This is a genomic window from Giesbergeria sp., from assembly GCF_028686475.1.
In the GTDB taxonomy this organism is placed as follows: domain Bacteria; phylum Pseudomonadota; class Gammaproteobacteria; order Burkholderiales; family Burkholderiaceae_C; genus Simplicispira.
On sequence record NZ_JAQUCA010000002.1, the window covers coordinates 214,763 to 229,551 of the forward strand.

Here is a 14,789-nt window from a genome sequence, read left to right on the forward strand (position 1 = left end):
AAGCTGCCGTGACCCATTCTGCATCCCTCGACCTCTTTGCCCCTGCTGCCACTGCCACCCCGGCAGAAGAAGCCGCCCAACTGCGCGCTTGTTTGCACCGTTGGGCGCAGCAATACTATGTGCAAGATGCGCCCGAGGTGCCCGATGCCGAATACGACCGGGTCTATCAACAGCTGCAAGCCCTAGAGGCCACACACCCGGAGCTAATCACTCCAGACTCGCCCACGCAACGCATCATTGGCGCGGTGATGGATGGCTTGGCCCCGGTGCGCCATGCGCTGCCCATGCTGTCCATTCGTACCGAAACCGATGTGACAGCAGCTGGGGCAGAAAAATTTGAGCAACAACTGCGTTCCTATCTGGCCACAGAACAAAAACGGGCCGAACGCGGTGAGCGCCCAGCATTGTGCCCTTTGGCACTAGAAGTTCTGGCTGGAGCGCCTATCCGTTACGTAGCCGAACCCAAGTTCGACGGTTTGGCCATGAGTTTGCGTTACGAAAACGGCCTATTGGTGCAAGCCGCCACCCGAGGCGATGGCGAAGTGGGCGAAGACGTAACACACAACATCCGCACCATTCGGCAAATACCCTTCGCCTTGCCCGAAGGCGTGCCCCAGGTGTTAGAAGTGCGCGGCGAAGTTTATATGGGCCGGGCTGATTTTGAGCGCCTCAACCAAGAACAAAGCGCACGCGGACAAAAAACCTTTGTCAATCCACGCAATGCCGCTGCCGGAGCGGTGCGCCAATTGGATGCCAATATCACCGCCCAACGCCCCCTGCGCTTTTTTGCCTATGGTGTTGGCCAAGTAGTCCCCCAAGCTACCGAAAATGCAGTACCGTGGCAAAGCCATTACGCGCTACTGCAAACCCTGAAAAGTTGGGGCTTTCCGGTGGCAGAGCAGGTAACGCCACTGGTCGGGGCCGAGGCGCTGATGGGCTTTCACCAACGCATTGGCCAGCAACGTGATCAACTGCCCTACGATATTGATGGCGTGGTCTATAAAGTAGATGATTTGGCCTTACAGCAAGAGCTAGGCTTTAAAACCCGTGAACCCCGCTGGGCCGTGGCCCATAAATACCCCGCGCAAGAGATGATGACCGTGGTCGATGGCATCGACATCCAAGTGGGGCGCACGGGCAAACTCACCCCAGTAGCACGGCTGGCCCCGGTGTTTGTGGGCGGTGTCACGGTGACCAATGCCACGTTGCACAACTTGTTTGAATTGCGCCGCAAAAAAGTGCGTGTGGGCGATTCAGTGATAGTGCGCCGCGCCGGGGATGTGATTCCTGAAATCGTGGGCCGGGTAGCCGCAAATGTTGCCCGTCCGCGTTATGTGGCCAATTTTCGTATGCCTGCCATTTGCCCGGTCTGCAATAGCCCGGTAGTGCGTGAACGCGCTGAAACCGAATACCGCTGCACCGGCGGCCTGTTTTGCCCGGCACAACGCAAAGAGGCCATTTTGCATTTTGCGGCCCGCCGTGCGATGGACATTGAAGGCTTGGGCGGCAAATTGGTAGAACAATTGGTGGATGCGGGCGTAGTCCGCACCCTGCCTGATTTGTACCGCTTGGGGTTGACCGCCTTGGTAGCGCTGGAGCGCATGGCCGAAAAATCAGCACAAAACATTTTGGCGGCGCTAGAACAATCCAAACAAACCACCCTACCCCGCTTTTTGTTTGCTTTGGGCATTCGCCATGTGGGCGAATCGACCGCCAAAGATTTAGCCCGGCATTTTGGCAGCCTTGATGCCATCATGAACGCTACGGTAGAACAATTGCTGCAAGTCAACGATGTGGGGCCGGTGGTGGCGCAAAGCATCCGCCTGTTCTTTGACCAACCGCACCACCGCGAAGTGGTAGAACAATTGCGTGCTTGTGGTGTTGTTTGGCCCGAAGGTGCGCCGTCCGAGCGCGCATTGCAGCCCTTGGCGGGTAAAACCATCGTCCTGACCGGCACCTTGCCCACCCTGAGCCGCGATGCCGCCAAAGACATGCTCGAAGCCGCTGGGGTCAAAGTTTCTGGCTCAGTGAGTAAAAAAACCAGCTATGTCGTCGCAGGCGCGGAAGCCGGTAGCAAACTCACCAAAGCCCAAGAGCTGGGCCTGCCGGTGCTGGATGAAGCCGGTTTACTGGCACTGTTGGCCTCTCCTGCGCCGTAAAACGCATACAGACGATTCTGTTGGATGCCTCTTTCTCCGGTTTTACTTTCTGCGCGCACGCGCCTACTGGCCGCCAGTGTGGTGCTGCGTCAAACGCTGGTCGCACACTTGCGCCGCCCTAATCGGCGCACCCTGTGGGCTGCGCTGGCTGCGGGGCCGCTGCTGTTGTTGCTCTATACCCTGCTGCTGATTCCCTTTACCCCCGCCATCAGCGATATTCGCAAAGCCAAAACCGAGCAACCAGCGCAGGTACTCTCGCGCGATGGCAAACTACTGGCCGAATACAAATGGGCGCACCGCGAATGGGTGCCGCTGAAAAGCATTTCTCCGGCAGTAGTAGATGCCCTCATCGCCACCGAAGACCACCGCTTTTATGAACATTGGGGCATGGACGGGCGGCGCGTATTAGGGGCAGCAGTCGCTACCGTTTCAGGCAAACGCCAAGGCGGTTCTACCATCACCCAGCAATTGGCGCGCAATCGCTTCCCAGAAGAAATTGGCCGCGCCCCCACGCTCACGCGCAAACTCAAAGAAGCGATTACCGCCTTCAAAATCGAGCTACTCTACTCGAAAGAAGAGATTTTAGAAACTTACCTCAACACCGTGCCGTTTTTGTACAACGCCCACGGTATTGAGATGGCCGCGCGCACCTATTTTGATACTTCGGCAGATAAACTCACGGTACTGCAAAGCGCCACCCTGATTGGAATGCTCAAGGGCACCAGTTATTACAACCCGGTACTCAACCCCGAACGGGCGCAAAATCGGCGCAATACCGTGCTGGCGCAGATGGTCAAGCGCGATAAATTGAAACCAGCGCAATTTGAAGCCCTGAAAAAACGCCCCTTACGCATTGATTTTGAACGCCAAACCGAACCCCAAAGCCCAGCGCCGCATTTTTCGCAACAATTGCGTAAATGGCTGATTGCATGGGCCGACCGCAATGGCTACAACCTCTATACCGATGGACTGGTGATTCACACCACCCTAGATTCGCGTTTGCAAGCCGTGGCCAATCAAGCCGTAGCCCGGCAAGGCCGCCAATTGCAAGCCGTGGCCGATGCCGCATGGAACCAACGCAACGGCTGGCAAGCGCGCAATCCCTTGGTAGCTACCTTGGTGCGCGAATCGCCCGAGTTCCGCGCAGCGGTAGATAAAGGCCAAACGCCCGACGAAGCTGCCAAAACCCTGCTGGCCGACAATGTTTTTTTGCGTAGTTTGCGCCAAAATAAAGTGCGCGTACAAGCCGGATTTTTAGCCCTAGAACCAGCCAGCGGCGAAATTCGTGCTTGGGTAGGTAGCCGCGATTTTGCCCAAGATGCGTTTGACCATGTGCAACAGGCCCGCCGCCAGCCCGGTTCTACCTTCAAGCCCTTTGTCTATGGGGCCGCTTTTGCCCAAGGCCACAGCCCGAGCGAGACCTTGGTGGATAAAGCGGTAGAAATCAACTTGCCCGGCGGTGAAGTATGGCGACCCAGCGATGGCGGCCCACCCAGCGGCCAAGCCATGAGCTTGCGTAACGCTTTGGCCCAATCCAAAAACACCATCACGGCCCAACTAATGCAGCAGGTAGGCCCCGAGCGTGTGGCCGATTTAGCCCGCATCATGGGTGTGCGCGACAGCAAACTGCAAGCCGTCCCCGCCTTGGCCTTGGGCACCAGCCCGGTCACGCTGAAAGAAATGGTAGCGGCCTATGGCACCATCGCCAATACAGGCCGTTATATCGAGCCGCGCTGGGTCACACGCATAGAAAACCACCGAGGCCAAGTGCTGCAAGAATTTGACTCAGCGCGGCCACAAAAAGCCCTGCCCATCCAAGCTGCCCAAGATTTACGCGATGCCTTGCGCGCCGTGATTGACCAAGGCACTGGGCGGGCCATTCGCAGTCGCTATGGCATCAGCGCCGATGTGGCAGGCAAAACCGGCACCACACAAGACAACGCCGACGGCTGGTTTATTTTGATGCACCCGCAGCTGGTGGCTGGAGCTTGGGCCGGATTTAACGACAGCCGCATCACCCTCAACGACCACTGGGGCCAAGGGGCGCGCAGTGCGCTGCCAATGGTGGGAGAGTTTTTTCAGCAAGCTCTGCGTAGCAAGCAAATAGATGCCAAAGTGCGTTTTGTCGAGGAGCCACGCTCGCGCTGGTGGAGTCACTTGAAGGAACGCCTGCGCGACTGGGTGCAAGATTGGGCCAATGCCACTTCTACCCCCGAGGAAGCCGAAACCGCCCCAGCAGCGCGGCCAGCACCCAGCAAACCCAGTAGCAGCCCAGCGCCCGCCGTGGTAGAACCGGTAAGCTCAGAACCTGCGATTACTGAATCGCCAGCACTGCCACCGCTGCCACTGCCACCGCCGATGCCAAACCAACTGCCACCGGGCTGGACACTACCGCAACAACAACAACAACAACAACCAGCGGCCACGTCTGGGGCACCTGTGGTTATTTTGCGCGAAGTGCCACCGGGAACCCAAAGTGCTGCGCCGCCCATGCCCAACGACGCAATCCGATGGCCCTCGGAGCCAGAGTTTGAATTTCCAGCGGCAGGCGAAAACTAAGCCTCAAAAAATCAAGCTCCCAGCAGCAACACCGCTGGGAGCTTGATAAAGCGCATGAAGTGCGTTCAGTTATGCCAGCAAATCAAAGCGGTCAGCATTCATCACCTTGACCCAAGCCGCCACAAAATCTTGCACCAACTTTTGCTGGTTATCGTCTTGGGCATAAACTTCGGCATAGGCCCGCAAGATAGCGTTGGAGCCAAACACCAAATCAACGCGGGTGGCCGTCCAACGGGTGTTGCCGGTTTTGCGCTCGCGGATGTCGTAGCTGTTGCGCCCAGTCGGCACCCAGCTATAAGCCATATCCGTGAGGTTGACGAAAAAGTCATTGCTCAACACCCCGACGCGGTCGGTAAAGACACCGTGGGCGCTGCCGCCGTGGTTGGTACCCAGTACGCGCATACCGCCCACCAATACCGTCATTTCGGCAGCGGTCAGGCCCATAAGTTGGGCGCGGTCGAGCAACAATTCTTCTGGTTTGACCACGTAATGCTGTTTTTGCCAATTGCGGAAACCATCGGCCAGAGGTTCTAGCACCTCAAAAGACTCGGCATCGGTCTGCTCTGCGCTGGCATCGCCGCGTCCAGGCGCAAAAGGCACTTGGATGGTAACCCCTGCTGCTTGGGCCGCTTGTTCAACCCCCCAATTGCCTGCCAACACTATCACATCGGCCACACTGGCCCCGGTGTCGGCGGCAATGCCTTCGTACACCGCCAACACTTTCGCCAAGCGTTCTGGCTCGTTGCCTAACCAGTCTTTTTGCGGAGCCAAACGGATGCGCGCCCCATTGGCCCCACCCCGCTTGTCGGAGCCTCGGAAGGTACGGGCGCTGTCCCAAGCGGTGCTAACGACTTCGCTGATGCTCAAACCACTGGCAGCAATGCGGGCCTTGACCGCTTCCACGTCGTAATCGGTACGGCCTGCGGGTACCGGGTCTTGCCAGATTAAATCTTCTTGCGGCACTTCGGGGCCAATGTAGCGTGATTTTGGCCCCATATCGCGGTGCGTGAGCTTGAACCAAGCACGGGCGAACACTTGCTCAAAATAAGCTTGGTCGTTGCGAAAACGCTCGGCGATTTTGCGGTACTCTGGGTCAAAGCGCAGTGCCATGTCGGCATCGGTCATGATGGGCTTTTTGCGGATGCTGGGGTCTTCTACATCCACTGGCATGTCTTCTGGTTGGATGTTGACCGGCTCCCATTGCCAAGCACCTGCTGGCGATTTTTGCAGCCACCAATCGTGTTTGAATAGCATTTCAAAATAACCGTTGTCCCACTGGGTGGGGTGGCTTGTCCATGCACCTTCAATGCCGCTGGTGACGGTATCGCGGCCTACGCCCCTGCTGGTGTGGTTCATCCAGCCCAAGCCTTGCTCTTGCACGTCGGCACCCTCGGGGGCCGGGCCTAAGTTCGCAGCACTGCCATTGCCGTGGGCCTTGCCAACCGTGTGGCCGCCTGCTGTCAGGGCCACGGTTTCTTCGTCGTTCATGGCCATACGCGCAAAGGTGACACGCATATCATGCGCGGTTTTGAGCGGGTCAGGTTTGCCATCGACCCCTTCAGGGTTGACATAAATCAGCCCCATCATCACGGCGGCCAGTGGGTTGTCTAGGTCACGTTCGCCCGAGTAGCGACTGCCTTCGCTGCCGCTAGGGGCCAGCCATTGTTTTTCTGCGCCCCAGTAGATGTCTTTTTCGGGGTGCCAAATGTCTTCGCGGCCAAAGGCAAAGCCAAAGGTTTTGAAGCCCATAGACTCATACGCGACGTTACCAGCCAGCACCATCAAGTCAGCCCAGCTGAGGCGATTGCCGTATTTCTTTTTGATGGGCCACAGCAGGCGACGCGCCTTGTCTAGGTTGCCGTTATCGGGCCAAGAGTTGAGTGGCGCAAAACGTTGGTTGCCAGTGCCTGCCCCCCCACGGCCATCGGCAATGCGGTAGGTACCTGCTGCGTGCCATGCCATACGAATCATCAAACCGCCATAGTGACCCCAATCGGCGGGCCACCAATCTTGGCTACTGGTCATGAGGGCGCTAAGGTCTTGTTTGAGTGCCGTTACATCCAGTTTTTTGACTTCTTCTCGGTAGTTGAAGCCGAGAGAAAGTGGCTTGGTTTTGCTGTCTTGTTGGTGCAGGATGTCAAGATTGAGCGCCTCGGGCCACCATTCGATGTTGGATTTGCCATGAGCGGTGTTGCTGCCATGTACCACTGGGCAACCAATGGGATTAGATAGGTTTTGTACTTGCATGTAAGTTCCTTTCAAAGAACAAGGGACAACAAAAATCACCGCTCATAGCACTCTATTTGCAAATGATGTTTATTTAGGATAACAGCATTTGCAGCAACCCGCGTGCAGTCAGAGAAACGGATTGGGTACAGTTTGCGCGGGCTTGATTTCTACCGATTCGGGCAGCTTTTTTTCCCGCTCTAGGGTTTTGACGATGCGCGTGGCCACAATGCGAAGCTCGTTGGCCAGCGCCAGCCCTTGCTGGTCTTTGGTCAGTACCAAGTCACCGGTCAGGGTGATGCGGTCAAGGCGGTTTTCAATTTCTAACCCACCGATGCGAATTACCTCGCTCTCGTTGCTGTAGGGCTTAAAGTCTTGCATGGGCTATCCTGTTGTACTAAAAATTGCTGAATGGCGGTATCACTTGGAGATGATGCGCTGAATGAAGTTGAGCAAAATTTGTAGCAAGTCTTTGAGTTGGAATCCTTCTTCAGCTGGTGGGGCTTTGTCTTGGTTGCCGCCGCCACCACGCTGTGCCAGCGGTTTGGGCAAATCTGCCACTTTGGTACGCACAGCAGCAGGCACACCCGGCAAAACGTTCAAGCCCACCATTTTTTCCAAATCGGCCACGCTGATAGCAGCGTAATCTTTAGTTTCATCGTTGCTGATAAGGTAAACCCCAGCTCGCTGCTGTTTCGGGCTGTAAACTGCCTTCCACAAATGGGTGGGCACCAATACATTGCCCACTTTTTTCAGGTCGCTACCTACAAAAGCTGGGCCACTGATGACATACAGCTCGCCCTCATCCATAGCCCATTGCCGGGCTGCCGCCTCAAGGCCGGCCCAAACCCCGGCATTGTTGGCGTGGATTTGCGGCACCATATTGGCCAAAGAGAACGATTCGCGCTGGGCTTCACGGGTCGGCATATCGGCATTCGGGGCCAAATGGCCTCGGTCGTAGCCGCTGCGCTGGTAGTCTTCTAACTCGGCACGGTCGGCAGGGCGCAGAGCGGTTTCGGCATGAAAGCTGTCTTTGCGCGCCAAGTTCTTGGCTTGGGCCAAATTGGCGCGCGTGAGGTGTTCCGCCGCATACAAGGGGGTACGACTGACCCCAGAATGCAGCACCGCAAAGGCAATAAAACAGACCTCTTGGGTGCGCGCTTTGATTTTGGGCTGGGTAATGACGGGGGCCTGTCCGGCCACAAAATGCTCGGGGCAATCGGTGGCAGCGGCCAAGGCCGGGGTAGCCAGCGCCAGCAAGAGCAGCGGCAGGCGGGCAGAAAAAGTAGGCAAGGACAACATAGGCCCCATTGTGCCCATCGCTGCCGCTGCTGTGGCATTTTTCTGTCGTTAAGGGTGCCCTTTTAAGCTGCCAGTGCCTCTACCGACAGCGCGGGATGGCGGCACAACATTGCCACCAGTTGCCCCACATCCAAGCATTGAATCAAGGTTTGCCCCGGATGCCCTTTGATCAGGTGGGTAATCAACTTGCCTGCAGTTCCGGGCAAACCGGGTGCTTTCACAATGCGTTGATGGGCAAACAAGCCCACACCATGCAGTTCACTGGCCAACAAACCCACCGATTGCTCACCGTGCCGCAACACAATCACTTGGCTTTGCGGGGTTTGTGGCGATGCTTTACCCGACAACAGTTGGCCCAAATCAAACACCCAGACATAGCTAGATATATTGCCTTGGGTCTTCAATGCCAAAGTACCCACACAATAGGCTTGCCGACTGGCTGATACAGGTGCAATAGCTGTGGCGGGCAAAGCCTCGCAGACACTGGCTGCATCCAGCGCCAACAGAGATGGGCCCACAAAAAACGTGGCCATCTCGCGCCCCTCGGTGGCTGAAACTTCGGTCAACAGAGCTGCCCGTTGGCGATGAACCGCATCCACTGCACTACTTTGTACGGCCCCCAAGCGCTCAAAAGAAAGCGCCAACACATCGTCACGATAGCCGTCGCTGCGCTTAAATTCTCGGTAGCCTGACGAAGCGGAAGCTCCAACAATGCAATAGTGGCCATCCAACACCATGACGCGCGACAGACTGTGCCCTGCTTCCAGTTGCAACAACTCGGGCGGTAAAACCAAGTGGCTACCGCTAGGGTAGTCGGGGCAGGTACTGGCCAACACCTGCCCTTGGCGGTTGATAAAGGCGGCCTGCACGCCGGGTTTGTCTAGCGTGCTCCCCTCTAGCATGGCCTGCAGCTCTCGGGGGGCACTGAACACAATGCCAATACCACCCAGCACCGCCGGATGCCGTCCAGAGGCCCGGATAGCTGCATGGTACACATAGGTGGCCTGCCCACGGCATAGGGGTGAAGCGCGCCAAGGACTGACGTGGTAAGACTGGGTGTTGGGCAGCGCCAGCACAGCGGCCAGCGTATCGGCTTCTATAGATAGCTCTAGTACGCTACGGCCATCCTCTAACCGAGGACGGCTGCTGGCGACAATGCGCCCATGCCGGTCATAGACCACTAAATGCTCATAAACGGTGTACAGGGCATGGATGCGCTCTAACACGCCGGTGATACGCGCCAAGGCGGCAGGGTCGGGCGGGGGTGCATCATCGTGCGCCATGCCAGCGAGTAACACAGCCAATTCCGGTGTTTGTGCCCACCAACGGCAATCGTTGGCGCGCTCATACAAGTTACGGTCTAACAAGCTAACCAGCAGATGGGTCAACAATTCGCTATCGCGGGTGCGTGAACCCAAGGCAGTGCCATACAAGTCACAGATAGATTGTTGAAATACTTGGTTGGTACGTGCCCCCGTTTGGCCTACTTGCTCTAATACCGCCTTGAGTTTTTGTTCGCTGCCACGCTCGGTGGCCGTCATGACTTGGCCGTTCCAAACCACACGCCGAATGGTTTGGGCTGCCAACACAATTTCATTCAAGGGTGGACAAAAGGTTTGGGCATGGGCTAACAAACCCAAAGCGACTGCTGGCTCTAGGCGGTCAATGGTTTGGCTTTGTTTTGTGGCAAAAGCCAATTCAATCGGCACCATCACCTGTCCAGCCCATGCTTTAGGCCCAGGATAGCCTTGGTACGCTTGTGCCAGCGCTGTCTGCACCAAATAAGTGCGACCTGCACAGACCATCGGTTCAGGCGCACCATGATGGTTCACGGGCACTTTGGCCCCCACGGGCAACCAGAGCGGGTCGCTGCTGGCAATGACCCGCTGTTGTCCATTGAGCAGCACGGCCAGACTGCGCCGGTCATGTTGTTCCCGGTCTTGAAAAATTCCGTCCATCTCACTGGCAAAATCAAAGCTCAGGCACAGCACGCCGACTGGCTCGCTGGTACGCGGGTCTAAGATGCGCTGGGAATAAAGTAAAGCATGGGGTTTACCGGGGCGCAAGTTGCTGGCCCGAAAGGTTTCGACATAGCCTCGACTTTGCAAGGTTTGGGCGATCAGCGGGTCTAAGCTGCCTTCGATCGGCGAGTCGCTATCGGTATGCACCAACACAGTGCCTTGGGCGTCGAGCAACAAAATCTCGTCATAAACGGTGTATTTGTCGCGGTATTCACGCAGGCGTTCTAACACCGGCTCCGGGTCAGTGTCGATACCAGCCACAAAGCGGCACAATTTTTCGTCGGTGGCCAAAAAGCCTACGTCTGCCGTGCGCTCGTACAGGTTGCGCACCAGCATGTCAATCACTTGGCGCGCGCTGGTACCCAATTCGGCCATTACTTGCTGGATCGACTCTTGCACCAAGGACGTGACCAATTCGCTCTCTAGCCGTTGAAAGCCCTCGCGCGTGGCGCTCATCATGGGCAGCAGACTGCGGGCCTCGGCGGGGCAGTTCATTTTGGCCGAAGCCTCAATCAGCCGCCACATCAGGTTCAGTTCGCGCAGTGCGTTTTCGCACCGGGCAACGTCGCGCATGAAAGGGATAAAGGTGTCGGTATGGATGGTGGCACTGGAGGACATAGCAGACGGGCCTTTCTAGGCAGAGACGGAGCTAAGTCACAGAAATGCAAGAGTCGGGCCAAGGGTTTGCCCTAGAGCTTAGGTGTGCTCAATAGCCGTTATCTGCTCGGCGGGGCGGGGTTTTGTACCTGCCAAGGCAAGGGAGCCTCCCAACGCCCCACCCAATCCACAAATTCGTTCAGTGGCATCGGTTTGGCAATGCAATAACCTTGCGCCAAGTCGCAACCCAGCTCCAACAACATGCTACCTTGGGCCACCGTTTCTACCCCTTCGGCAATGACGTGGTAGTCAAACGAGCGCGCCAGCCCAATCACCCCCTGCACAATGGCTAAGTCACCAGCATCGTCGGCCATGCCTTGCACAAAGCTTTGGTCGATTTTGATGGTTTCTAACGGTAGGCGGCGCAAATAGGTTAAGGACGAGTAACCCGTACCAAAATCATCCAAGGCCGTGCATACACCCATTTCACGCAGGCGTAGCAAGGTGTTGGCAACTGGCTCTAGGTTGTACAGGGCAGCGGTTTCGGTGATTTCAATCCGCAGACGGCCGGGGGGCAACTCCGGATGGCAGGCCATGCGCTGGCCCAACCAATCGGCAAAATTGGCCTGCTGTAAATGCGGCGCGGCAATGTTCACACTGACGGGCAGCGGCAGGCCGTGGCGGTGCAAAATGACGGCCATCTCTAGGGCAGTATCTACTACCCAAGCACCAAAAATCGGCTCTAAGGGCGTGCCCTGCATTTGTGGCAAAAAGGCACCCGGTGCCAGCAAGCCTTTTTCGGGGTGCTGCCAGCGCACCAAGGCTTCGGCCCCCACCACAGTGCCTTGGCGCATATCTACCTTGGGTTGCAGGTAAAGTACAAACTGTTGCTGTGTTAAGGCAAGGTGCAAGCGGGCAGTATGCGCCAGCACCTGCTGCGCCGCCTTTTCAGAGTCTGCATCAAACTGCAAGAACCGATTGCGCCCAGCCTGTTTGGCGTGGTACATGGCTTGGTCGGCGTGGCGCAACAGGGTGTCGGCATCGGCATCGTCTTGCGGGTACAGGGTGTAACCAATGCTGGCCGTGACCGTGACGCGCTCTTGGCCGACACTGTAGGGAGCCGCTAGGCTTTCCATGACATGGCGCAGGGCTTTTTCGCAGTCGGCAGCGCTTTGCAAGCCAGGCAACAAAATCACAAACTCATCGCCGCCCAGCCGGGCCACGCAATCGGTAGCGCGCAAAGCCTGGGTCAGGCGGTTGGCCGCTGCCACCAATAAATGGTCGCCCGCTTCGTGGCCATGCTGGTCATTGACGGGTTTAAAGCCGTCTAAGTCCAAATAAGCCACACCCAAAATAGTACCCAAAGTGCGCGCTTGTTCCATCGCTTGGGCCAGAAAACGGGCCAATAACACCCGATTGGGCAAACCAGTCAGGGAATCATGGTGGGCTAAGCGGTTCAGCTGCTGCTCGTGTTCGTGCTGGGGGGTCACGTCTATCGAGACCCCCAACATACGCAACGGGTGGCCGCTGGCCGTATCGTAAGCCACGCTTTTGCCTAAATTGCGAATCCAGCGCACGCCGCCGTGGTGTTGCGGCACGCGCCAAGTGGCATCAAAATGCGTTACCGAGTGGCGCGTATGCCGATCCAATTCCCGTGCAATTTTGGGAATGTCTTCCGACACGCTGCATTGCTGCCAAGGTACTGGCTCGCTGGCTCCCTCGTCATCGGGATGAAAGCCACGCATGGCCAACCAACGGGCATCACCTTGGATGCAGCCAGTTTGCAAATCCCAGTCCCAACGGCCCAAAGAGGCCGCCGCCAGCGTGAGCGAGAGCAGCGCTTCGCGCTCGCGTACCTGCGCCTCGGCACGTTTGGAGGCATCAATGTCTTGCATCACCCCCCGAATACGCACCACTTGGCCGTTTTCTAGCACCGGCTCGCCCAAAGCGCGCATCCAAACCAAGCGGCCATCGGCGCGCACAATTTGAATTTCTACATTCCACTCTACCCGCTGGCGAATACATTGGCGCAGGGCATTGCGGAAGGTCTCGTGCCACACTGGGGCCACATGGCGCTGCACATAATCGCGCGGCAAGGGGCTGCCGGGCGGCAAACCGTGGATTTCGTAGCACACATCGGACCAATACACCGGCCCCTGGCCCGGTTGGTCTTCCCAGACACCCAAACGCGCCAAACGCCCGGCCTGTTGTAGCAAACTGTTACTCGCTTGCAAATCGTCGTAGATGCGCTGCTCGCGCATGGTGTGAGCCGCAGCATCATGAAAGGGCGGGTTGGGGAGCTGGGGCGAATCCATCGCAGTCACTTATCCTTTTTTCCTGTTGAGGGCTAAGAGTATCGTTGCCGTAGCAGTATTTTTCTGTTGGCAGCATACGGGGTTATCCCGAAGGATGCAGAACCGGCGTTAATTTTTAAGCACTATCGGGTGGATTTCGGCTGTGCTGCCCTGGGCTTTTATCGCTTGATTGCGCCGCCTACAATGGCACGGTTTTTTTATTTTTCTGAAAGCCCTCTCCCGTGCAGCCCTCTCCCTCTATCTTCAAAGCCTATGATATTCGTGGCATTGTGCCCACCACCTTGACCGAAGAGGTAGCGCGTGGGCTGGGGCGGGCTTTTGGCAGTGCAGCCCGCGCAGCCGGTCAAACCACGGTGGCGGTGGGGCGCGATGGCCGTTTGTCTGGCCCCACATTGTCCAATGCCTTGATGGCTGGGCTGGTAGAAGCAGGCATAGAAGTGATTGATGTGGGCATGGTGACTACGCCCATGTTGTATTTTGCTGCCCATACCCTGTGTGCATCGGGCATCCAAGTCACCGGCAGCCACAACCCGAAAGATTACAACGGCTTCAAAATGGTGCTGGCTGGGCGGGCTATTTATGGCGATGAAATCCAAGCCCTGCGCCACACTATGGAGCAAGAGAGCTGGCAACTGGCCCCCGGCGGCAGCGTGCGTAGCGCCGATGTCTGGCCTGCCTACCAAGCGCACATCTGCAAAGATGTGAAATTGGCACGCCCGATGAAAATTGTGGTGGACTGCGGCAATGGCGTAGCCGGGGCCACCGCGCCTGCCTTGTTCCGCGCCTTGGGCTGTGAAGTCATCGAGTTGTTCTCTGACGTGGATGGCAACTTCCCGAACCACCACCCCGACCCGAGCAAACCCGAAAATCTGCGCGACCTGATCGCCGCACTGCAAAGCAGCGATGCTGAATTGGGCTTGGCCTTTGATGGCGATGGCGATCGTTTGGGCATTGTGACTAAAGACGGACAAAACATTTTCCCTGACCGGCAAATGATGCTGTTTGCCCAAGATGTGCTCAGTCGTGTGCCCGGTGGGCATATCGTGTTTGATGTCAAATGCACCCAGCGCTTGGCCCCAGCGATTACGGCAGCCGGTGGCGTGCCGGTGATGTACAAAACCGGCCATTCGCTGATCAAGGCGCAAATGAAGCAACTCGATGCCCCGCTAGGCGGCGAGATGAGCGGCCATATTTTCTTTAAAGAGCGCTGGTTTGGCTTTGACGATGGCAGCTATGCCGGTTGCCGCCTGCTAGAGATTCTGAGCCGCCACCCTGACCCCAGCGCGGTACTCAATGCCCTGCCCAGCAGCCACAGCACGCCCGAGCTGAATGTGGCCTGTGCCGAAGGCGAGCCGCACCGCCTGAGCGCCCAATTGCAGGCTTTGGCTGCCGAGACCTTTAGCGCTCCGGCCCAAGTCAGCACCATTGATGGCCTGCGCGTCGATTGGCCCGACGGCTTTGGCTTGATTCGCGCCAGCAACACCACGCCGGTGCTGGTGTTGCGCTTTGAAGGCCAAACCCCCGAAGCCTTACAGCGCATCGAGACTACCATGCTGGCACTGTTGCAGCGCGTCAAGCCCGATGCCCAGGTCGGTGATGCGGCCCACTAA

The 14,789-nt window shown here is 57.4% G+C and carries 8 protein-coding genes; 3 read left to right on the forward strand and 5 right to left on the reverse strand.

What is annotated here, in order from left to right; translation table 11 throughout:
• Nucleotides 1-8: 8 nt before the first annotated feature.
• Nucleotides 9-2,159 (forward strand): NAD-dependent DNA ligase LigA, encoded by a 2,151-nt coding sequence (ligA, locus tag PHX60_RS02325; RefSeq protein ID WP_300074111.1) that lies wholly within the window; start codon nucleotides 9-11, stop codon nucleotides 2,157-2,159.
• Nucleotides 2,160-2,183: 24 nt separating this feature from the next.
• On the forward strand, nucleotides 2,184-4,718 hold the full coding sequence (locus PHX60_RS02330) for a transglycosylase domain-containing protein (protein ID WP_300074113.1): 2,535 nt from the start codon (nucleotides 2,184-2,186) through the stop codon (nucleotides 4,716-4,718).
• A gap of 69 nt (nucleotides 4,719-4,787) precedes the next feature.
• Here the strand turns inward: PHX60_RS02330 and katG are convergent, their stop codons facing one another.
• The 5 genes from katG to PHX60_RS02355 form a co-directional block, all read right to left on the reverse strand.
• Entirely contained in the window at nucleotides 4,788-6,965 is a 2,178-nt protein-coding gene (katG, locus tag PHX60_RS02335) for a catalase/peroxidase HPI (RefSeq protein ID WP_300074116.1), read from the reverse strand.
• Nucleotides 6,966-7,073: 108 nt separating this feature from the next.
• On the reverse strand, nucleotides 7,074-7,325 hold the full coding sequence (locus tag PHX60_RS02340; protein WP_300074119.1) for a hypothetical protein: 252 nt from the start codon (nucleotides 7,323-7,325) through the stop codon (nucleotides 7,074-7,076).
• Nucleotides 7,326-7,364: 39 nt separating this feature from the next.
• Nucleotides 7,365-8,246, reverse strand: coding sequence for a DNA/RNA non-specific endonuclease (locus PHX60_RS02345; RefSeq protein ID WP_300074122.1), 882 nt, complete (start codon nucleotides 8,244-8,246; stop codon nucleotides 7,365-7,367).
• Between the two features lie 62 nt (nucleotides 8,247-8,308).
• On the reverse strand, nucleotides 8,309-10,885 hold the full coding sequence (locus tag PHX60_RS02350) for a chemotaxis protein CheW (protein ID WP_300074125.1): 2,577 nt from the start codon (nucleotides 10,883-10,885) through the stop codon (nucleotides 8,309-8,311).
• A 98-nt stretch (nucleotides 10,886-10,983) separates the two neighbouring features.
• Nucleotides 10,984-13,179, reverse strand: a complete 2,196-nt coding sequence (locus tag PHX60_RS02355; RefSeq protein ID WP_366144325.1) for an EAL domain-containing protein — start codon at nucleotides 13,177-13,179, stop codon at nucleotides 10,984-10,986.
• Between the two features lie 221 nt (nucleotides 13,180-13,400).
• Between PHX60_RS02355 and PHX60_RS02360 the strand changes: the two genes are divergently transcribed.
• Entirely contained in the window at nucleotides 13,401-14,789 is a 1,389-nt protein-coding gene (locus PHX60_RS02360) for a phosphomannomutase/phosphoglucomutase (protein WP_300074128.1), read from the forward strand.